Annotated in this window: 19 protein-coding genes; 13 read left to right on the top strand and 6 right to left on the bottom strand. The window is 71.8% G+C overall.

All coding sequences use genetic code 11. From position 1 onward, the window contains the following. Window positions 1-288: 288 nt before the first annotated feature. The 3 genes from AB0D85_RS13650 to AB0D85_RS13640 all read left to right on the top strand — a co-directional run bounded on the left by AB0D85_RS13650 (window position 289) and on the right by AB0D85_RS13640 (window position 4,014). Complete coding sequence (locus AB0D85_RS13650) at window positions 289-1,926, top strand: ABC-F family ATP-binding cassette domain-containing protein (protein WP_362318449.1); 1,638 nt, start codon at window positions 289-291, stop codon at window positions 1,924-1,926. 98 nt (window positions 1,927-2,024) lie between these two features. Further along, the gene (gene ddaH / locus AB0D85_RS13645; protein ID WP_362318446.1) at window positions 2,025-2,801 is read left to right on the top strand and encodes a dimethylargininase; all 777 of its coding nucleotides are present in this window, start codon (window positions 2,025-2,027) and stop codon (window positions 2,799-2,801) included. A gap of 238 nt (window positions 2,802-3,039) precedes the next feature. Continuing rightward, entirely contained in the window at window positions 3,040-4,014 is a 975-nt protein-coding gene (locus tag AB0D85_RS13640; protein WP_362318443.1) for an acyl-ACP desaturase, read from the top strand. A 79-nt stretch (window positions 4,015-4,093) separates the two neighbouring features. Here the strand turns inward: AB0D85_RS13640 and AB0D85_RS13635 are convergent, their stop codons facing one another. Continuing rightward, window positions 4,094-4,702 (bottom strand): hypothetical protein, encoded by a 609-nt coding sequence (locus AB0D85_RS13635; RefSeq protein WP_362318440.1) that lies wholly within the window; start codon window positions 4,700-4,702, stop codon window positions 4,094-4,096. A 104-nt stretch (window positions 4,703-4,806) separates the two neighbouring features. Further along, window positions 4,807-5,061, bottom strand: a complete 255-nt coding sequence (locus AB0D85_RS13630; RefSeq protein WP_362318438.1) for a WhiB family transcriptional regulator — start codon at window positions 5,059-5,061, stop codon at window positions 4,807-4,809. Window positions 5,062-5,322: 261 nt separating this feature from the next. Here AB0D85_RS13630 and AB0D85_RS13625 point away from each other — a divergent pair, with 261 nt between their 5' ends. Continuing rightward, a complete protein-coding gene (locus tag AB0D85_RS13625; RefSeq protein WP_362318435.1) occupies window positions 5,323-6,114 on the top strand; it encodes a VOC family protein in 792 nt (263 codons plus the stop codon). Window positions 6,115-6,126: 12 nt separating this feature from the next. Here the strand turns inward: AB0D85_RS13625 and AB0D85_RS13620 are convergent, their stop codons facing one another. Beyond that, window positions 6,127-7,164 carry a LacI family DNA-binding transcriptional regulator gene (locus AB0D85_RS13620; protein ID WP_362318432.1) on the bottom strand — a complete coding sequence of 346 codons (1,038 nt, stop codon included), beginning with the start codon at window positions 7,162-7,164 and terminating at the stop codon, window positions 6,127-6,129. Window positions 7,165-7,297: 133 nt separating this feature from the next. Continuing rightward, window positions 7,298-8,317 (bottom strand): non-homologous end-joining DNA ligase, encoded by a 1,020-nt coding sequence (gene ligD, locus AB0D85_RS13615; protein WP_362318429.1) that lies wholly within the window; start codon window positions 8,315-8,317, stop codon window positions 7,298-7,300. 108 nt (window positions 8,318-8,425) lie between these two features. Between ligD and AB0D85_RS13610 the strand changes: the two genes are divergently transcribed. After that, entirely contained in the window at window positions 8,426-9,490 is a 1,065-nt protein-coding gene (locus tag AB0D85_RS13610) for an ATP-dependent DNA ligase (protein WP_362318426.1), read from the top strand. 110 nt (window positions 9,491-9,600) lie between these two features. Continuing rightward, complete coding sequence (locus AB0D85_RS13605; RefSeq protein ID WP_362318424.1) at window positions 9,601-10,572, top strand: DUF3048 domain-containing protein; 972 nt, start codon at window positions 9,601-9,603, stop codon at window positions 10,570-10,572. Here the strand turns inward: AB0D85_RS13605 and AB0D85_RS13600 are convergent. Further along, entirely contained in the window at window positions 10,569-11,033 is a 465-nt protein-coding gene (locus tag AB0D85_RS13600; RefSeq protein WP_362318421.1) for a MarR family transcriptional regulator, read from the bottom strand. The two genes, AB0D85_RS13605 and AB0D85_RS13600, sit on opposite strands and share 4 nt — an antisense overlap. Window positions 11,034-11,254: 221 nt before the next feature. On the opposite strand from AB0D85_RS13600, the gene AB0D85_RS13595 reads away from it, so the two are divergent. The 7 genes from AB0D85_RS13595 (at window position 11,255) to pcaD (ending at window position 17,770) form a co-directional block, all read left to right on the top strand. Next, window positions 11,255-12,010, top strand: coding sequence for a CoA transferase subunit A (locus AB0D85_RS13595; RefSeq protein WP_362318418.1), 756 nt, complete (start codon window positions 11,255-11,257; stop codon window positions 12,008-12,010). Continuing rightward, on the top strand, window positions 12,010-12,654 hold the full coding sequence (locus AB0D85_RS13590) for a CoA transferase subunit B (RefSeq protein ID WP_362318416.1): 645 nt from the start codon (window positions 12,010-12,012) through the stop codon (window positions 12,652-12,654). The genes AB0D85_RS13595 and AB0D85_RS13590 overlap by 1 nt, the downstream gene beginning before the upstream one ends. Continuing rightward, window positions 12,651-13,853 (top strand): thiolase family protein, encoded by a 1,203-nt coding sequence (locus AB0D85_RS13585; RefSeq protein ID WP_362318413.1) that lies wholly within the window; start codon window positions 12,651-12,653, stop codon window positions 13,851-13,853. The genes AB0D85_RS13590 and AB0D85_RS13585 overlap by 4 nt, the downstream gene beginning before the upstream one ends. 82 nt (window positions 13,854-13,935) lie before the next feature. Then, window positions 13,936-14,709, top strand: coding sequence for a protocatechuate 3,4-dioxygenase subunit beta (gene pcaH / locus AB0D85_RS13580; protein ID WP_362318410.1), 774 nt, complete (start codon window positions 13,936-13,938; stop codon window positions 14,707-14,709). Window positions 14,710-14,715: 6 nt separating this feature from the next. Next, a complete protein-coding gene (gene pcaG, locus AB0D85_RS13575; RefSeq protein ID WP_362318407.1) occupies window positions 14,716-15,318 on the top strand; it encodes a protocatechuate 3,4-dioxygenase subunit alpha in 603 nt (200 codons plus the stop codon). Then, window positions 15,315-16,655, top strand: coding sequence for a 3-carboxy-cis,cis-muconate cycloisomerase (pcaB, locus tag AB0D85_RS13570; protein WP_362318404.1), 1,341 nt, complete (start codon window positions 15,315-15,317; stop codon window positions 16,653-16,655). Before pcaG ends, pcaB begins: the two co-directional genes overlap by 4 nt. Further along, window positions 16,652-17,770, top strand: a complete 1,119-nt coding sequence (gene pcaD / locus AB0D85_RS13565) for a 3-oxoadipate enol-lactonase (protein ID WP_362318401.1) — start codon at window positions 16,652-16,654, stop codon at window positions 17,768-17,770. The genes pcaB and pcaD overlap by 4 nt, the downstream gene beginning before the upstream one ends. Window positions 17,771-17,845: 75 nt before the next feature. On the opposite strand, the gene AB0D85_RS13560 is transcribed toward pcaD, so the two are convergent. After that, the gene (locus AB0D85_RS13560) at window positions 17,846-20,527 is read right to left on the bottom strand and encodes an AAA family ATPase (protein ID WP_362318398.1); all 2,682 of its coding nucleotides are present in this window, start codon (window positions 20,525-20,527) and stop codon (window positions 17,846-17,848) included. Window positions 20,528-20,600: the final 73 nt, after the last annotated feature.

The following is a 20,600-nucleotide window of genomic DNA, read 5'->3' as shown; positions in this document are numbered from 1 at the left end:
TCCGACATGCGGGTGGGGCCCCGCCCGGGCCCGCGTTTAATGCGTTGACGCCTCGTCGAGGCCGCTCGTACGGTGTTCGGTGTCCTGTTGTCGTCGATTGGAGAAGGACGTTGCTCGTCTGAGGTTCTGAGACACCGCGTCACACCCGTGAGGTGTGTCTGTGGCGTACGACCTCGGCGTGCGAGCCGTCCTTTGGCGCAGGATCTCTCCCTGGCCCTTCCGGCTTCAGCCTCGCGGTGTCTCGACACGCGTTTGCCCCCGACACCGCAAGCAACCGCGAGGCGCCTTATGTCTTCTTCCGTCAGCTGTACGTCCCTGTCCTTCGCCTGGCCCGACGGCTCCCCCGTGCTCGACGGGCTGGACATCGCCTTCGGCCCCGGCCGCACCGGCCTGGTCGGCGTCAACGGATCGGGGAAGTCGACCCTGTTGAAGCTCATCGCCGGTGAGCTCACCCCCGCCGACGGCACCGTGAAGGTGGCCGGCGAGGTCGGCCACCTCCCGCAGAACGTCACCCTGGACACCGCGCTGCGCGTCGACGAGGCGCTCGGTATCGCCGTCCGGCGGGCCGCGCTGCACGCCATCGAGGCGGGTGACGTGTCCGAGGCGCACTTCGAGACCGTCGGCGACGACTGGGACGTGGAGGAGCGCGCCCTGGTCACCCTCGGCGAACTCGGGCTCGGCCACATCGGCCTCGACCGGACCGTCGGCGAGCTCTCCGGCGGCGAGTCGGTGCTGCTGCGGCTGGCCGCGCTGCTCCTGAGGCGGCCGGACGTGCTGCTGCTCGACGAACCCACCAACAACCTCGACCTGTACGCCCGCAGGCGCCTGTACGCGGCCGTCGCGTCCTGGCCGGGCGTGCTGATCGTGGTGAGCCACGACCGTGAACTCCTCGACCTGGTGGACCAGATCGCCGACCTGCGCGACGGGGAGGTCACCTGGTACGGCGGCAACTTCTCGGCCTACGAGGAGGCCCTCGCCGTCGAACAGGACGCGGCTGAGCGCATGGTGCGGGTCGCCGAGGCCGATGTCCGCAAGCAGAAACGCGAACTGTCCGACGCCCAGGTCAAGTTGGCCAGGCGCAAGCGGTACGGGCAGAAGATGTTCGAGCAGAAGCGCGAGCCGAAGATCGTCATGGGGGCGCGCAGGCGGGCGGCGCAGGAGTCCGCGGGCAAGCACCGCATCATGCACGAGGAGCGCCTCAGCGAGGCGAAGGAGCGGCTGGACGAGGCGGTGGAGGCGGTGCGGGACGACGACGAGATCCGCGTGGAGCTGCCGTACACGGCCGTGCCGCCGGGCCGCCAGGTGCTGACGCTGGAGAACCTGGAACTGGCCCACGGCTCACGGGTGAAGGGCATCCTCGATCTGCGCGGGCCGGAGCGGATCGCGCTGATCGGGCGCAACGGCTCGGGCAAGACCACGCTGTTGCGGACCATCGCCGGGGAGCTGGCGCCGGTCGCGGGCGAGGCGCACGCACACGTGCCGCTGCGCTTCCTGCCGCAGCGGCTGGACGTTCTGGACGGGGAGCTGTCCGTCGCCGAGAACGTGGCCCGGTTCGCGCCGGGCGCCACCAACAACCGGGTGCGGGCGCGGCTGGCCCGCTTCCTGTTCCGGGGCGCCCGCGCCGACCAGAAGGCGGCCACGCTCTCCGGCGGCGAACGCTTCCGGGCGGCCCTCGCCGCGCTGATGCTGGCCGAGCCCGCCCCGCAGCTGCTGATGCTGGACGAGCCGACGAACAACCTCGACATGGCCAGCGTGCGGCAGCTGACCACGGCCCTGGAGTCGTACGAGGGCGCTCTGGTCGTGGCCAGTCACGACCTGCCGTTCCTGGAGTCGATCGGGATCACGCGCTGGCTGCTGATGGCCGACGGGGAGCTGACGGGCACCACGCCGGAGGAGGTGGAGCGTCTCGGCGAGGGCACAGCCTGACAACGGGGGTTTTGTCGACACCGGCCCGCCCTGCATGATGGCGGTCCGGCGCCCCCACACTGGGCACCGGACCGCGCCCCCGACCCCGGAGACCCGTCGTGCCCAGCAAGAAGGCCCTCATCCGCCGCCCCAGCCCGCGCCTCGCCGACGGCCTGGTGACGCACATCGAGCGGGAGAAGGTCGACGTCGAGCTCGCCCAGGAGCAGTGGGAGGCGTACGCGGAGACCCTGCGCACGCACGGCTGGGAGACCATCGAGGTCGATCCCGAGGACGACTGCCCGGACTCGGTGTTCGTCGAGGACGCGGTCGTCATGTACAAGAACGTCGCGCTGATCACCCGGCCCGGCGCCGAGTCCCGGCGCGAGGAGACCGCCGGGGTCGAGGAGGCGGTGGCCCGCCTCGGCTGCTCGGTGAACTGGATCTGGGAGCCCGGCACCCTGGACGGCGGTGACGTCCTCAAGGTCGGCGACACCGTCTACGTCGGGCGGGGCGGGCGTACCAACGCGGCCGGGGTGCAGCAACTGCGGGCCGCGTTCGAGCCCCTGGGGGCGCGCGTGGTCGCCGTCCCGGTGAGCAAGGTGCTGCATCTGAAGTCGGCGGTCACCGCGCTGCCCGACGGAACGATTCTCGGGCACATCCCGAACGTGGACCGGCCCTCGCTGTTCCCGGGCTTCCTGTCGGTGCCCGAGGACGCCGGTGCCCATGTGGTGCTGCTCGGCGGCGGCAAGCTGCTGATGTCGGCGAGCGCCCCGATGACCGCGGAGTTGCTGACCGACCTCGGCCACGAGGTGGTCACGGTGGACATTTCCGAGTTCGAGAAGCTCGAGGGATGTGTGACGTGCCTCTCGGTGCGGCTGCGGGAGCTGTACGTCTGACCGGGTGATCGACTCATCCCTTCGGCCCCGGGACCTGCGGGTCCCGGACTGTTTGGCATGTCCCGATTCGTGTGGGGAACGCGGCCTGATCAGCAGGCTTTACAGCGCACTTAACCTACGGCTTCGTAACCTACGGATTCGTAGCCTACGATCACGTAGGTTTCCGGCAACCGCTCGCCGGGCCCCTCCCGTTCGTTCCCGTTCATCAGCCCGTGTTCGGCGTCCCCCTGGAGTTCTCGTGACGATCACTTCTCCCCACCTCGGCAGCTCGTCCGCCTGGACCGACGCGCGGCTGCTGTACGCCCTGGAGGAAGTGGTCGAGAAGGAGCTGAACCGCCATCTGAAGGTCGCCAAGGACTGGATGCCCCACGAGTACGTGCCGTGGAGCGACGCCCGTAACTTCCCCGGCCTCTTCGAGGACGGCGAGGCCTGGGCGAAGGAGCAGTCCAAGGTCACCGAGATCGGCCGGATCGCCCTCGTGGTGAACCTCCTCACCGAGGACAACCTGCCCAGCTACCACCACGAGATCGCCTCGCTGTTCGGCCGGGACGGGGCCTGGGGCACCTGGGTGCACCGCTGGACCGCCGAGGAGGGCCGCCACGGCATCGTGATGCGCGACTACCTGCTCGCCTCGCGCGCGGTCGACCCGGACAAGCTGGAGGCGTTCCGGATGTCGCACATGAGCGAGGGCTTCGAGTCCGACAACCGGCACTCGATGCTGCACTCGGTCGCCTACGTCGCCTTCCAGGAGCTCGCGACCCGGATCTCGCACCGCAACACCGGCCACCAGTCCGGCGATCCGGTCTGCGACCGCATGCTGTCCCGCATCGCGACCGACGAGAACCTGCACATGGTCTTCTACCGGAACCTGCTCAAGGCGGCCTTCGAGCTCGCCCCCGACCTGACCATGCAGGCCGTGCGGGACGTCGTGGTCAACTTCCGTATGCCCGGTCACGGCATCCCCGGCTTCGAGCGGGCCGCCGCGCAGATGGCGATCGGCGAGGTCTACAACATGCGCATCCACCACGACGACGTGCTCCAGCCGGTGCTGCGCCACCTGAAGGTCCTGGAGATCGACGGCCTCGGCCCGGAGGGCCTGCAGGCGCAGGAGGAACTCGGCCTGTTCATGGGCGGGCTGAACGCGGAGGCCCTGAAGTTCGACGCGAAGCTGGCCGCGCGCAAGGCACGGATGGCGGCGCGCGCCGGCGCGTGACCGATCGCAGACGGGCGGCGCTCCTGGACGCGCCGCCCGAGGCGCACCGCGGCGCGCCGGGAGGCCGGCCGGGTACGCGCTAGGCGACCCGCTGTCTGTAGTGCTCCGGGTAGCGTTCGGTGAACTTCACCGCCCAGACCAGCAGGGCGACGGGGACGACCCAGTTGAACCAGTCGCTCTGTCCCGGCAGCCTGATGGCCAGCCAGGTGGACAGGGCCATCAGCGCGAAGACCACGCCCCAGGCGACCGTCAGCACCCTGTTGACGTGTACGAAGACGGGCGAGGCCCAGAGCTCGCGCGGCACCGTCTGGCGGGCGTACTGCGCCGTGAACGGGTCGGAGAGCAGGGATCCGAGCGCCACGACGGCCACCACCCCGTTGGAGATGACCTGGGCGTACGTCTCCAGCCAGATCAGCTCATGACGGTGCAGGGCGAGCGCGAGGACGCAGAGCACCGCGAAGAACACGATGCTGATCATGTCGAGGAGGAAGTACCGGCCCCGGAGCATGTCCTTGCCGGAGAGCACGACCGCGGCGATCAGCGCGGCCAGTGCCGCGTACTTCCAGGTACTGGGGCCGGCGACGACGCCGAAGATGATCCACGGGGCGAAGGAGAAGAAGACGCCCCTGGTGCCGACGGGCACCTCGGCCCGGGTTCTGGTGGCCGGCCGCTGATCCGTGTGTCCCATGGGAGCTCCTCCCATCGCCACGTCGCTCTCCTTCCAGCCTGCCCCGCGAGCAGGCCGCCCGCATGCCTTGCGCGGTACGCCGGGGCTTCGCGGCGCCGGTGGGTTCAGCGGGACGCGCGACGGAGTTCGAGGCGTTCCTTCTCGGACAGGCCGCCCCAGACGCCGAAGCGCTCGTCGTTGTCCAGCGCGTACTCCAGGCAGGCCGAACGCATCTCGCACATACCGCAGATGCGCTTCGCCTCGCGCACCGAGCTGCCGGGCTCGGGGAAGAAGAAGTCCGCCCCGGTCTGCGCGCACAGCGCCTGCGCCTGCCAGGCCGGGACGGGCGTGCGGGGCGGGGTCATGGTGTCGAAGTGCATGGCCAGGATCGTGCCGTGCGGCGAAAAACGTTCGATCAACGCCCGCTCAACGCGGCTACGGCAGACCACGGCAGTCTCGATGATGCGGGTCCCCGGCACGCTCACGCACGGCGGCGCGCGGAATGAAATCAAAACCCGGCGAGTGCGTCAAGTGACCCACGGTAACCGTGTGGGGGTGGGCGTGGTCCGGCAGCGGTTGTCAGTGGGGGGTGGAAGACTCGGCACAGCAGAGAACGCGACCCCCTTCCGAGGAGGGCGAAGATGCTCACCACCCGTTTCGTCAACGGCGCGCCCAACTGGGTCGACCTCGGCACCCCCGAGATCGACGGCGCCATCTCCTTCTACAAGGGTCTCTTCGGCTGGCAGTTCCAGTCGGCCGGGCCCGACGCCGGCGGTTACGGGTTCTTCCAGCTGGAGGGAAGGACCGTCGCCGGCGGTATGCAGACCACTCCCGAACAGGGCCCGCCGTCCTGGACCGTGTACTTCCAGAGCGAGGACGCGCAGGCCACCGCCAAGCTCGCCGAGCAGGCGCACGGCAGCGTCCTCGCCCAGCCGATGGACGTGATGGGCCAGGGCCATCTGGCGATCCTCGCCGACCAGGCGGGCGTGCCCTTCGGCATCTGGCAGCCCGGGCTGACCAAGGGCGTTGACGTGGCGGGCGATCCGGGTTCGCTGTGCTGGGTCGAGTTGTACACCCCGGACATCGCGGCCGCCGCCGCTTTCTACCACAAGACGATCGGCCTGGAGACCTCCGGAGTGCCCTTCCCCGGTGGCACCTACACCTGTGTCAATCCGGCGGGCGGGGGCGACGACTCGATGTTCGGCGGGGTCGTCCCGCTGGCGGAGGACCCGGCCGAGGCGCAGGCCGGGGCGTACTGGCTGCCGTACTTCGAGGTCGAGGACCCGGACGCGGTGGTCGAGAAGGCCCAGCAGACGGGCGGCAGGGTGCGGATGCCGGCCACGACGCTGGAAGGCGTGGGCCGCATGGCCAAGCTCGCCGACCCGTACGGCGCCCGCTTCGCGGTGATCAGGGGCGAGCCGCAGCAGAGTTGAGCGGGGGACGGTTCAGGCGGAAGCGCGCCGTACCAGTGTCGTGGGCAGGATGACGCTGGACGGGGCGCCCGTCGCCGGGTTGCCGCGGGTCAGCGCGCGCAGCAGGAGCCGGGCCATCAGCCGGCCCATCTCCTCGATGTCCTGACGGACCGTCGTCAGCGCAGGCTCGGTCTGCTCGGTGACGGGCAGCATGTCGTCGAAGCCGATCACGGCCACGTCCTCGGGCACCCGGCGGCCACGCTCGCGCAGGACGCGCAGGGCGCCGAGCGCGGTGAGGTCGTTGGCGGCGAACACGGCGTCCACGTCCGGGCAGCGGTCGAGGAGTTCGCCCATCGCGCGCTCGCCGCCGCCCGGGGTGAAGTCGCTCGGGACGATCAGCCGTGGATCGGTCTCCCCCGCGATGTCCATGACGTCCCGGTACCCCTGGAGTCGGTCGGCCGCCGACGTCTGGTCCAGGGGGCCGGTGATGTGCGCGATCCGCCTCCGGCCGAGGCCGGCGAGATGGCGTACCGCGTCCTGGGCGCCGCCCCGGTTGTCGCAGTCGACGTAGACCACGCTGTTCGAGCCGTCGCTCCAGCCGGGCCGTCCGCCGAACACGGTGGGGACCCCGGCGCCCTCGATCAGGCCGGGCAGCGGGTCGTCGAGGTGGAGCGAGAAGACGAGCGCGCCGTCGACATGGCCGCCGGCGAGATAGCGGGCCACGCGCGCGTGGTCGTCCCGCCCCTCGGTGAGCAGCAGCACGAGCTGGTTGTCGCGGGCGGTCAGCTCCTTGCTGATACCGCGCAGTTGGAGGGCGAAGAAGGGGTCGGTGAAGACGCGGGTCTCGGGCTCGGCGATGACGACGGCGACGGCGTCGTGCCGTTTGGTCACCAGGCTGCGGGCGGCCTGGTTGGGGACGTAGCCGAGTTCCTCGACGGCCTGCCGGACCCGCTCGACGAGGGGCTCACGCACCCCGTCCCCGCCGTTGACCACGCGTGACACGGTGGCCCGGGACACCCCGGCCCGCGCGGCCACGGCCTCCAGCGTGGGGCGTGACACTGCCTCGGACACCTCGGCCCTCCTCATCGGCGGCTGGCGATCAGGATAGCCCCGGTCGAACGACGTGATGGGAGCGCTCTCGACGCCGCGGCCGCGCGCGGACGGGCCAGGCCCGAACGGTCCCGCCGGTGCCCGGGTACCGTCGTCAGGAGGACTGTTCGGGTCTGGCCCGGCTCGGCTGGACGCGTTTCGGTTCGCCCGGCATCTTCGGGTACTCGGGCGGGTACGGCAGGTCCCCCAGACCGTGTTCCTGCTCGTCACGGCGGGCGAGTTCCAGGAGCGCGTCGAGGGAGAAGGCGTGGTGGTCCATGTCGGCGTGCACATCGCCGGCTTCGGCGAACCGGGCCGGCATCGTGGCCAGGTCGAAGTCGCCGGGCTGCACGTCGTCGACCTCCTCCCAGCGCAGGGGCGCCGAGACCGGGGCGTTCGGGCGGGGCCGCAGGGAGTAGGCGGAGGCGATGGTGCGGTCACGCGCCGTCTGGTTGTAGTCGACGAAGATGCGCTCGCCGCGCTCCTCCTTCCACCACTTGATCGTCACCTGGTCCGGCATCCGGCGCTCCAGCTCGCGGCCCACGGCGATCGCGGCGCGCCGGACCTCGGTGAAGGTCCAGCGGGGCTCGATGGGCACGAAGACATGCAGCCCCCGCCCGCCGGAGGTCTTGGGCCAGCCGCGCAGGCCGCCGAACTCGTCGAGGACCGCGCGCAGTTCGTGGGCGGCGCGGACCGCGTCGCCGAAGTCGGTGCCGGGCTGCGGATCGAGGTCGATACGGAGTTCGTCGGGCCGGTCGACATCGGCCCGGCGCACCGGCCAGGGGTGGAAGGTGAGGGTGCCGTACTGGGCGGCCCACACCACGGCGGCCTCCTCGGTGGGGCACATCTCGTCGGCGCTGCGGCCGCTGGGGAAGGTGATGTGGGCGGTCGGGATCCAGTCGGGCATGCCCTTGGGCGCGCGCTTCTGGTAGAACCACTCGCCGTCGACGCCGTCCGGGTAGCGCTGGAGGGTGGTCGGGCGGTCGCGCAGGGCGCGCAGGATGCCGGGGGCGACGGCCGCGTAGTAGCGGGCGACGTCCAGCTTGGTGAAACCGCGCTCCGGGAAGAAGACCTTGTCGGGACTGGACAGCCGTACGGTCCGGCCGGCCACCTCCAGTTCCACCGCGTTGCCCATGCGGCCACCGTAGGCTCACCGCCCCCACCACGCATATCGGTCGGCCCGCTGCGGGGACGGTTGAGGCGGCGACGAGCGGGCGCCGGTGGCCGCTCGTAGAGTCGGAGCATGGATCTGCCGGTGATGCCGCCCGTGAAGCCGATGCTCGCCAAGGCGGTGGCGACGATCCCGCCGGACATGCAGTACGAGGCGAAGTGGGACGGCTTCCGCGCGATCGTGTTCCGGGACGGGGCCGAGGTGGAGCTCGGCAGCCGCACCGGGAAGCCGTTGACCAGGTATTTCCCGGAGCTGGTGGCGGCGCTGAAGGAGCGGGTGCCGGAGCGGTGCGTGCTGGACGGGGAGATCGTGATCGCGCGGGAGGGCCGGCTGGACTTCGACGCCCTGACCGAGCGGATCCATCCGGCGGCCTCCCGGGTGCGCACCCTGGCCGAGCGGACGCCCGCCTCCTTCGTCGCCTTCGACATGCTCGCGCTGGCCGACGAGTCCCTCCTGGACGTCCCGCTGACCGACCGCCGCGCCCTGCTCAGCAGAGCCCTGACCGGGGTGACGCCACCCGTGCACCTGGCACCGGCGACCACGGAGGTCGAGGTGGCCCGGCAGTGGTTCGAGCAGTACGAGGGGGCGGGCCTCGACGGGGTCATCGCCAAGCCGCTCACCCTGCGCTATCTCCAGGACGAGCGCGCCATGTTCAAGGTCAAGCACGAGCGGACCGCCGACGTCGTGGTGGCCGGCTACCGCCTCCACAAGAGCGGCCCGGTGGTCGGCTCGCTGCTGCTGGGCCTGTACGACGACCGGGGCGCCCTCCAGCACGTGGGCGTGTCGGCCGCGTTCCCGATGAAGCGGCGGGCCGAGCTGATCGAGGAACTGGCCCCGCTGCGGATGGACGACGTCTCGGGGCATCCGTGGGCGGCCTGGACGGAGGAGACCGCCCACGAGTCGGCCCGGCTCCCCGGGGCGCCGAGCCGCTGGTCGGGCAAGAAGGACCTGTCCTGGGTGCCGCTGCGGCCGGAGCGGGTGGCCGAGGTGGCGTACGACCACATGGAGAACAGGGTGCGGTTCCGGCACACGGCCCGCTTCCGCCGCTGGCGTCCCGACCGCACGCCGGAGAGCTGTACCTACGCCCAGCTGGAGGAGCCGGTGCGCTACGACCTCACGCAGATCCTGGGGTCGTAGCCTTCCGCACACGCTCCCGCCCCTTGATGCGATCGGATTCGACCGGGCATGGCCACCGATGAACCGATGAGCACACAATCGAGGGGGCGAACGGGGTGGCGACGGTGGGCATGCGACACAGGGCGCGGACGCGCCGGACCGTGCTGACGGCGGCACTGGCCGCGGCCGTACTGACGGTCTCTCTCACGGCGGGCTGCACCCGGCACGGCACGGCGGACGACGGCCGGGCACCGCAGGGCACCACCCCGGCACCGGGCGGGCAGAGCGCCGCGGGCCCGGTACTCGCCGTGAAGATCGACAATGTGGCCGCGGCCCGCCCCCAGACCGGACTGGACGCGGCGGACGTGGTGTACGCGGAGCAGGTGGAGGGCGGGCTGAGCCGGTTGATGGCGGTGTACGCCACCAGGCTCCCCGGGGTCGTCGGGCCGGTGCGCAGTGCCCGCGAGTCCGATCTGGAGCTGCTGCGCCAGTTCGACCGGCCGACGCTCGCGTTCTCCGGGGCCCAGCGCAAGCTGCTGCCGCTGATCGACGAGGCGCCGCTGGTCCCCGAAACACCCGACCGGGCCTCCGCCGCCTTCTACCGGGGCACGGACCGACCGGCGCCGCACAACCTCTATCTCCGGCCCGCCGCGCTCCTGCCCGAGGCCCCCGGCAGAGCGGCGCTCACCACCGGCTTCCGCTACGGCCCGGCCCCGGCCGGCGGCACGGCCACGGCCTCCCGCACCGTGCGCTACCCGATGGCCCGCTTCACCTTCACCTGGTCAGCCGATCGGCACCGCTGGCTGGTGTCGATGGACGGCACCCCGGCCCGGACGACCGCCGGGACGCGGTTGGCGGCCGCGACCGTCGTGGTGCAGTACGTGCGGGTCAGCACGTCGAAGTATCACGACGTGTTGGGCAACTACACGCCGTTCACCGAGACGGTGGGCTCGGGAAAGGCCGAAGTACTGCGGGACGGGCGGTCGTTCGAGGCGACCTGGGCACGGCCGGCGGCCACGGACGGTACGACGTTCACGGGGGCCGACGGCGGTCCGGTGGACTTCGCCGACGGGCCGGTGTGGGTGGTGTTCGCGAAGGCCTAGGCCTGTGAGACGAAGGGTTCCGCCGGATTGCGCAGCCCCTCCGCCGCGTCCGAGACCCGGCGGATCAGCTCGAAGAACTGGATCTGCTCCTCGGCCGAGAGCGGGGCCAGGAAGACCTGGTTCATCCGGGCGGTCCGCACCATGAGCTTGCGGTGGGTCCGCAGCCCGTCGTCGGTGAGGCGCAGCAGGAAGCGGCGCCCGTCCTGCGGGTCGCGCACCTTGTCGAGCAGTCCGCGCCGGCCGAGCCGGCTGATCACCTCGGCGATGGTCGACCGGTCCAGGCCCACCCGCTCCCCCACGGTCCGCTGGTCCAGCCCCGGCTCGGCGACGAGTGCGTTCAGGACGGCGAACTGCGGCGAGGTGATCTCCTCCGAGACCATCGTGTTCCACAGCAGGTAGTGGGCCTGCTGCAGCCGCCGGGCCAGGTGCCCGGGGTGGGTGGTGAGGTCCACCGCAGCCATATGCGCTCCCATGGTCCGAATTCGTTGGTGCACTGAACGATACCCGCCGCCACCCATCCTGTCTGTACACCCGTCTGCCATCGTCCGAGGCCTTGACGGGTGGCGATGCCAGTGGCAGCGTGAAGGACATCTCACTGAAATACTCAGTGCCCTGATTAATTTCCTGATTAATCAGACGCCGAGCGCGTCACCGGGCGCCAGGAAGAGATGGGGCTTCACGGATGGACAAGGTGGTCGCCACAGCCGGGGAGGCGGTGGCCGATGTACCGGACGGCGCGTCGCTGGCGGTGGGTGGTTTCGGGCTGAGCGGTGTCCCGAACGTACTGATCGAGGCGCTGTACGAGCGAGGTGTGTCCGGGCTGTCGGTCGTCTCGAACAACTGCGGGGCGATGGAGACGGGTCTCGCGGTCCTGCTCGCGGCCGGCCGGATCACCCGGGTGACGGGGTCGTACATCGGCGGGAACAAGGAGTTCGCGCGTCAGTATCTGGCGGGTGAGCTGGAGCTGGAGCTGATCCCGCAGGGCACGCTGGCCGAGCGGCTGCGGGCGGGCGGCGCCGGGATCCCGGCGTTCTACACCCCGGCGGGTGTGGGCACACAGGTCGCCGAGGGCGGACTGCCCTGGCGCTACGACGGCCAGGGCGGGGTCGCTCTCGCCTCCCCGGCGAAGGAGGTGCGGGACTTCGACGGCACCGAGTACGTGCTGGAGCGGGGCATCCGCACGGACTTCGCGCTGGTGCGGGCTGCGAAGGGCGACCGGCACGGGAACCTGGTGTTCAACAAGTCCACCCGCAACTTCAACCCCCTCGCGGCGATGGCCGGCAAGGTCACGATCGCCGAGGTCGAGGAACTGGTGGAACCTGGAGAGATCGACCCGGACACGGTGCATCTGCCGGGGATCTTCGTGCAGCGGGTGGTGGCACTGACGGCGGAGCAGGCGGCGGACAAGAAGATCGAGCAGCGGACGGTGAGCAGCTGATGGCCTGGACGCGCCAGGAGATGGCCGCGCGGGCGGCGCGTGAGCTTCAGGACGGGCAGTACGTGAACCTCGGGATCGGGCTGCCCACGCTGATCCCGAACTACCTGCCCGCGGGGGTGGAGGTGATCCTGGAGTCGGAGAACGGCATCCTGGGCACCGGCCCCTACCCCACCGAGGACCAGGTCGACCCCGACCTGATCAACGCCGGCAAGGAGACCGTCACGGTCCTGCCGGGCGCCTCCTTCTTCGACTCGGCGCTGTCCTTCTCGATGATCCGCGGCGGGCACATCGACGTCGCCGTCCTCGGCGCCATGCAGGTCTCCGCCAAGGGTGACCTGGCGAACTGGGCGATCCCGGGGAAGCTGGTCACGGGGATCGGCGGGGCGATGGATCTCGTCCACGGCGCCCGCACGGTCATCGTCGTGATGACGCACACCGCGAAGGACGGTGCTCCGAAGATCCTCGAGGAGTGCGCGCTGCCACTGACCGGCAAGGGGTGCGTCGACCGGATCATCACCGACCTCGCCGTGCTGGACGTCACGGACGACGGACTCGTGCTCGTGGAGACCGCGCCCGGGGTCGGCGTCGAGGAGATCGTCGCCAAGACCGACGCGAAGCTCACTGTCCCGGAGGGTCTGCTGTGAACACGGTGTACATCGTCGACGCGGTCCGCACGCCGGTCGGCCGCTACAACGGCGCCCTGGCGGGCGTACGTCCGGACGACCTGGCCGCGCACGCCATCCGTGAGCTCCTCGCCCGCACCCCCGGCCTGGACCCGGCGCGGATCGAGGACGTCTACTTCGGCAACGCCAACGGCGCCGGCGAGGAGAACCGCAACGTGGGCCGGATGGCCGCGCTGCTCGCCGGCCTGCCCACCTCCGTCCCAGGTGTCACCGTCAACCGGCTGTGCGCGTCCGGGCTGGAGGCGGTCATCCAGGCGGCCCGCGCGATCGCGGCCGGCGACGCGTCCATCGCCGTGGCCGGCGGTGTGGAGTCGATGACGCGGGCGCCGTACGTGCTGCCCAAGAACGACAAGCCGTTCCCCGCCGGGCATGCCGAGCTGTACTCGACCACGCTGGGCTGGCGGATGGTCAACCCGAAGATGGACCCGCAGTGGACCATCCCGCTGGGCGAGTCGGCGGAACGTATCGCCGACAAGCACAAGATCAGCCGCGAGCAGCAGGACGAGTTCGCCCTCGCCTCCCACCAGAAGGCCGCCGCCGCGCAGGAACAGGGGCTGTTCGACGTCGAGTTGGCGCCGGTGTCCATCCCGCAGCGCAAGGGCGGGCCGGTGGTCTTCGCCGCGGACGAATGCGTACGGCCGGACGCCTCCCTCGCCGCGATGGCCAGGCTCAAGCCGTCCTTCCGCGCGGAGGGCGGCACGGTGACCGCGGGCAACGCCTCCCCGCTCAACGACGGTGCGGCGGCGTTGCTGCTGGCCGACGAGGAGGGGCTGCGCTCCCTCGGGCGGGAGCCGCTGGCCCGGGTCTCCGCGACCGGTGTGCACGCGCTGGACCCCGACTACTTCGGGCTCGCGCCCGTCGAGGCGGTGACGCGTGCGCTGGGCAAGGCCGGCAAGACCTTCGCCGACCTCTCAGTGCTGGAACTGAACGAGGCGTTCGCGGCGCAGGTGCTCGGATGCGTTGCCGAGTGGCCCGAGTTCGACCCGGCGATTCTCAACCCGCAAGGCGGGGCCATCGCGTTGGGGCATCCGCTGGGTGCGTCGGGGGCGCGACTCGCCGGGACCGTGGCGCATCAGCTGGCGCGGCGTGGAAGCGGTACGGGTGTTGCCACGCTGTGCATCGGCGTGGGGCAAGGGCTCGCGTTGGTTCTTGAGCGATAGGTCGTAGGGCACCTGCGGGTGCGTTGTGGCTGGTCGCGCAGTTCCCCGCGCCCCTGAGGGGGCGCTTCACCTAGGACTTCTTATGACACTCACCCAAGCTGACATCGACCTTGAGATCGCCGCCGAGCACGCCGCCTATGAGAAGCGCGTTGCCGAAGGTGCCCCCGTCGAGAACCACCCCCGGCGGGACTACGCTCCCTACCGGTCCTCCGGTCTCCGCCACCCGCGGCAGCCCCTGGTCGCCATCGACACCGGCAAGGACCCCGAGTTGGTGGAGCTGCACTCGCCCGCCTTCGGGGAGCGGGACATCACCGGGATAGACAACGATCTGACCCGGCAGCACAACGGTGAGCCCATCGGTGAGCGGATCACCGTCTCCGGGCGGCTGCTCGACCGGGACGGCCGGCCGGTCCGGGGGCAGCTCATCGAGATCTGGCAGGCCAACTCCGCGGGCCGCTACGCGCACCAGCGCGAGCAGCACGACGCCCCGCTGGACCCGAACTTCACGGGTGTCGGCCGTACGATCACCGACGCCGACGGCGGCTACCACTTCACCACCATCCAGCCGGGCCCCTACCCCTGGCGCAACCACCTCAACGCCTGGCGCCCGGCCCACATCCACTTCTCGATGTTCGGTTCGGCGTTCACGCAGCGGCTGGTGACGCAGATGTACTTCCCGAGCGACCCGCTGTTCCCGTACGACCCGATCATCCAGTCGGTGACGGACGACGCGGCCCGGCAGCGGCTGGTCGCGACGTACGACCACAGCCTGTCCGTGCCCGAGTTCTCGATGGGCTACCACTGGGACATCGTGCTGGACGGCCCGACCGCCACCTGGATCGAAGAAGGACGCTGACCCGCCATGACGAAGATCGACACGAGCAGCCCGGAGAACGTGCTGCCCACCCCGTCGCACACGGTCGGCCCCTTCTACGGGTACGCCCTGCCGTTCCGCGGCGGCGAGGAGATCGCGCCCCTCGGGCACCCGGACACGGTCACGGTCCACGGGTACATCCTGGACGGCGAGGGCAACCCGCTGCCCGACGCGTTCGTGGAACTGTGGGGCGCGGACCCCGAGGGGAACGTGTCCACGACCGACGGTTCGATCCGGCGCGACCCGGCGACCGGCGACTACCTGGGCCGCAACGGCGTGGAGTTCACCGGCTGGGGCCGGATCCAGACGGACACCAACGGGCACTGGTACGCGCGGACGCTGCGCCCCGGCGCCCGCGGCGGGAGCGCGCCCTACCTCAGCGTGTGCGTGTTCGCGCGCGGGCTCCTGGTGCACCTGTTCACCCGGATCTATCTGCCGGGCGACGACGCGGCGCTCGCCGCCGACCCGCTGCTCACCCGGGTGGGCGAGCGGCGCGACACGCTGATCGCCACCGATGAGGGCCACGGGACCTACCGTTTCGACATCCGCCTTCAGGGCGAAGGCGAGACGGTCTTCCTGGAGTTCCAGTGACATCAGTCCCCCACCACGGCGGTGACGCCGGGCTGCTCGGCCCCGGATGGGCCGGTTCCGCCGCCGCGTCCGCGACCGGCGACGGCGCCTATCTGCGGGCGCTGCTGGACGCGGAGGCGGCCCTCACCCGCGCCCAGGCCACCCTGGGGCTGGCCCCGGCCGAGGCCGCCGCGGCCGTGACCGAGGCCGCCGATCCCGGCCGCTTCGACGTGGGCGCCCTCGCGGAGCGCGCCCGCGCGGGCGGCAACCCGGTCATCCCGCTGGTCGCCGATCTGACGAAGGCGGTCGGCGCGGAGTACGGGCCGTATGTCCACCGGGGTGCGACCAGCCAGGACATCATGGACACGGCGACGATGCTGGTCGCCACCCGCACCCTGGACCTGGTGCTCGCCGACCTCGGGCGCACCGAGCGGGCCCTGGCCGGGTTGGCCGCCGGGCACCGTGACACGCCGATGCCGGGCCGGACACTCACCCAGCACGCGGTACCGACGACGTTCGGGCTGAAGGCGGCCGGCTGGCGTTCGCTGGTCCTCGACGCCCGGGACCGCACGGCCCGGGTGCGTGCGTCGCTGCCCGTGCAACTCGCGGGCGCGGCAGGCACCTTGGCGGCCTTCGGGGCGTACGGCGCCACGAACCCGGAAGCGCTGCCCGAGGCCTACGCCCGCGAACTCGCCCTCGCCGCCCCGCTCCTGCCCTGGCACACCCTGCGCACGCCGATCGCCGATCTCGCCGGGTGTCTCGCCTTCACGGCCGGAGCGCTCGGCAAGGTCGCCGTGGACGTGCTGACCCTGTCCCGCACCGAGATCGGTGAGGTCGCCGAGGGCAGCGGGGGCGGCTCGTCGGCGATGCCGCACAAGGCGAACCCGGTGCGCTCCACGCTCGTCGCGGCCGCCGCCCGGCGGGCCCCGCAGCTCGCGGCCGTCCTGTACGGCTCCCTGGTCGCGGAGGACGAGCGGCCGGCCGGGGCCTGGCATGCCGAGTGGGAGCCGTTGCGGGACCTGCTGCGGACCGTCGGAGGCGCGGCCCGGGACGCGGCGGAACTGGCGGAGGGGCTGCGGGTGCACCCTGAGGCGATGCGCCGGCACCTTGATCTCACCCATGGTCTGATCGTCTCCGAACGGCTGTCCGCGGAACTGGCCCCCGTCCTGGGCCGGGCCCGCGCGAAGGCACTGCTCACCGAACTCGCCCGCCGTACCCACACCGAGCACCGCTCGCTGCGCGAACTGCTCGCCGAGGAACCCGAGTTGAAGGACGTCGACCTCGACGACCTGACGGACCCCGCCCGCTACACCGGCTCCGCCGGTGCCCTCACCGACCGTGCACTGGAGCGACGTTGACAAGTGAGCTGCTCAATCACCATGCCGAGGGCCCCACTTCCGCTCCCCCACTGCTGCTGGGGCCGTCGCTGGGCACCTCGTACGCGCTGTGGGACGCGGTGGCGCCCGAACTGTCGATCGGCCACCGGGTGGTGCGCTGGAACCTGCCGGGGCACGGCGGTTCGGCACCCGGCCTGATCAAGGCCGGCGCGACGGTCGGTGACCTCGCCGACCTGGTGCTCGCGCTGGCCGACTCGCTCGGCATCGACCGGTTCTCGTACGCGGGTGTCTCGCTGGGCGGGGCCGTGGGCCTGTATCTGGCGGTCCACCACCCGGACCGGCTCGACAGCCTGGCCGTGATCTGCTCCTCGGCCCACTTCAACGGGTCCAGGCCCTGGGAGGAGCGGGCCGAGCGGGTGCGCCGGGAGGGCGTGGAGTGGCTGGCGGAGAACGCGGGCAGCCGGTGGTTCACGCCCGGCTTCACCGTGCCGCGGCTGGTCGAGGACCAGCGGACGGTGGACCCGGAGGCGTACGCCGCGTGCTGCGACGCGCTGGCCGCCTTCGACCTGCGCGACCGGCTCGGTGAGATCGCCGTTCGTACCCTGCTGATCGCGGGCCGTCAGGACCCCGCGACCCCGCCGCCGCATCTGCGGGAGATCGCGGACGCGGTGCCGGCGTCCACGCTGGTCGAACTGCCGGGCGCCTCCCACCTGGCGCCGGCACAGTGCCCCGAGGCCGTCCTCACCGCCCTGCGCTCCCATCTCGACGGGGGTGCCAAGCGGGGCATGGCCGTACGCCGCGAGGTGCTCGGCGATGCGCACGTCGACCGGGCGCAGGCCCGCCAGACGCCCTTCACGGCCCGTTTCCAGGACTTCATCTCGCGCTACGCCTGGGGCGAGATCTGGACCGACCCGACGCTCTCCCGCCGCGAGCGCAGCATGATCACCCTCACCGCGCTGGTCGCCCACGGCCACTACGAGGAGCTGGCCATGCACGTCCGGGCGGCCCGGCGCAACGGGCTCACCCCGGAGGAGATCGGCGCGGTGCTGCTGCAGACGGCCGTGTACTGCGGGGTCCCGGCGGCGAACTCGGCGTTCGCGGCGGCCCAGCGGGTGCTGGCGGAAGAAGAAGGCTGACCCTGCCGGTCGCGGGTACGGCCGTGCCCCCGGCCGTACCGAGCGGCCGGCCGAGGAGCTTCGCGCCGCCGCCCGTCACCGCAGCCCCCGGCCCGTGTCCAAGACCTCCCGAGCCTGAGCGACCAACCCGTCCGCGCCACAGGACCGGGCCAACGCCACCCCCCGGTTCAGCTCGGCCACCGAGCGCGCGGCGATCCCGTACTCCACCCGCGCCGCCGCGTGCTCGTACTGGCACGGCGAGGCCTCCAGATAGGCGACCGCCTGCGAGGCGAGCCGCACCTGCCGCTGCCCGGTCTCCAGCGCGGCAGCACACCTCAGGGCCTCACCGATCGCCGTGTCCGTGCCGAACCGCTCGGCCTGCCGCCGGGCATCCGCGGCGAGTCGCGCCGCCCGCGCCGGGTCCTCGCCCGCGAGGGCCCGCGCGAGGTCGAGTGCCCAGGGCACGACCACGGGGTTGAAGTGACCGCGTGCGGCGGCCGCCTTCTCCGCCGCCTCCAGTTCGTTGACGGCCTCCTTGGTGCGGCCGACGGCGAGGAGCAGCCGGCCGCGGACGGACCGCGGGTCCGGCATCACGATCGTGGAGGGGTACGGCGGTGCGAAGCCGTACTGCTCGGCGGTCTCCCAGGCCTGCCCGACATGGCCGCGGGCGAGCAGCGTGTCGATGAGGTTGCAGGTGGCGGTCCAGTACAGGGGCAGCCGCCGCCCGACCCGCTCGGCGATCCGCAGGGACTCCCGCAGCGAGGTCTCCGCCTCCCGCAGCCGCCCGCGCCTGCGGTGGCCGAGGCCGACGTAGGCATGGGCGAGGGCGAGGTGGCCACCGCTCCAGCCGGAGGACTCGTAGGCGCGCAGGGCCTCGTTGTAGAGGGCTTCGGCGCGGTCGAGGCGGTCGGTGTAGACGTAGGAGTTGGCGAGCATCAGCAGGAGTTCCATGCCCCACTCGGTGTCGGTCCAGCCGAGTCCGGGCGCGAGCCGGCCGTTGACGAGGGCGCGGTCGCACAGTTCGACGACCTCCTCGGCGCTCTCGCCCTGGATGAGGAGGTCGAAGCCGCGCAGCATCAGCAGGGCGCGCTCGGAGTTGTCGCGGCCGGTGCAGATGGCCGCGAGCGTGGCGAGGCGTTCGGAGCGGCGCGGGGAGACGGCCTCGCCGGCGATGCCCTCCCACATGAACTGGACGGCCTGGAGCCGGAGTTTCGCGGGTCCTTCCTCGTGCCGGGCGGCCTCCGCCTCGACCGTGCGGACGGCTTCCTCCAGCTGGTCGTTGTGGAGGAGCGCTTGTGAGAGGCGGAAGACGGCGTCGACGCGTTCGGCACCGCCGAGGCCGGGCATGCCGAGCGCGCTCTGCAGATGGTCGATGGTGACGGCGGGCTTGGTGAGCAGGGTGGCGCAGCCCAGTTCGTAGAGCACGCGCGCGTGGACCTCGGGTACGGGCGGTTCCAGCAGGGCGCGTTCGAGGCAGCGGCGGGCCGCGTCCGGGGCGCCCACGGCGAGGTGTTCCTTGGCCGCGTCGCGCAGCTGCTGGACGAGTTCCTCGTCGTCGTCCGGGTGCACCTTCAGCAGATGGCGGGAGGCCTCGGCGATGCCCCGGCCGTCGTCGATGACGATCTGCGCGGCGATGCCGTGCATGGCGGTGCACATCGCGGGCGGGATGGAGTTGTAGACGGCGGTGGCGATCAGCGGGTGGACGAACTCCAGGTCACCGGCGTGGGAGCGGGAGCCGGCCGGGTCGGGCTCGGTGAGGATGCGGGCGGTGCGCAGCAGTTCGGCGCAGCGCTCGGCGTCGTCGACGGCCATGGTGGCGAGCTGGGCGACGAGGTCGACGGAGATGCCGGTGCCGAGGATGGCGGCGGCCCAGGCGAACCGGGTGGCGTCGATGCCGAGGCCTTCGAGGCGGGTGACGAGTCCGCCGCCCCTGGCCGACCGGTTGAGGGCGCGCAGTTCGCCGGCCCTGGCCTCGACCGGTTCGACCTCGCTGTCCTGGACCTTGGCGAGGAGTTCGACGGTCTCGTAGGGGTTGCCGCCGGTGACGGCCCAGACCTCACGGCAGAACGGGGCGTCGGCGTGCGCGCCGAGGGTGGCGCGGGTGAGTCCGGCGGTGGCGTCCGGGGTGAGGGCGGTGATGGTGTGGACGGGGTGGCCGGCCGCGGCGGCCACGGCGTCGAGGTAGCGGGCGCTGTCGCCGCTGACCTCGCCGGGCCGACGGGCGACCAGGACCAGGACGGACAGGTCGTCGAGGCGTTCGACGAAGGCGGCGAGACAGGCGAGGGTCTCCTGGTCGGCCCAGTGCGCGTCGTCGATGAGCAGCACCAGCGGCCACTCGCGTTTGGCGAGCCGGCGCACGGCGGCGACCAGGCCGTCGCAGACGCCCTGCGGGTCGGCCTGGCGGTCGCCCGGGTCGGTTATGCCGAGGGCGGGCCCGGCGATGTCGTACCAGTCGCCGAGGTACTCCCGGGCCTCCTCGGGGAGCAGGGAGACCAGAGCCGGCTGGAGCAGCTGCCGTACCACGTTGAACGGGACGCTGCGCAGGGTCTCGCCACCGCGGGTGGACCAGACGGTGCAGCCGCGGCGCTCGGCGATGCGGCGGGTTTCGGCCAGCAGCGCGGTCTTGCCGAGTCCCGCCTCGCCGCGCAGGACCAGCAGGTTTCCGGAGGTGGACCGGTCCGCGCACAGGACGTCGAGTGCCTCGGTGATGGCGGCGATCTCCGCGTCGCGCTCCCAGAGGGGAGCGGCGGCGCCCCCTGGGGGCTGTTCCTCCGTCATCCCGTTACCTCCCCAAGTCGCCCGAACGACGTACAGACCTCGAGCGTAGCCGTCCTGTTGGCTGTCCGGAGGC

Origin of the sequence: Streptomyces sp. NPDC048277 (genome assembly GCF_040652235.1) — a bacterium.
Lineage (GTDB): Bacteria > Actinomycetota > Actinomycetes > Streptomycetales > Streptomycetaceae > Streptomyces.
The sequence above is the reverse complement of the archived record's forward strand: the minus strand, read 5'-3'. Positions and strand labels throughout refer to the sequence as shown.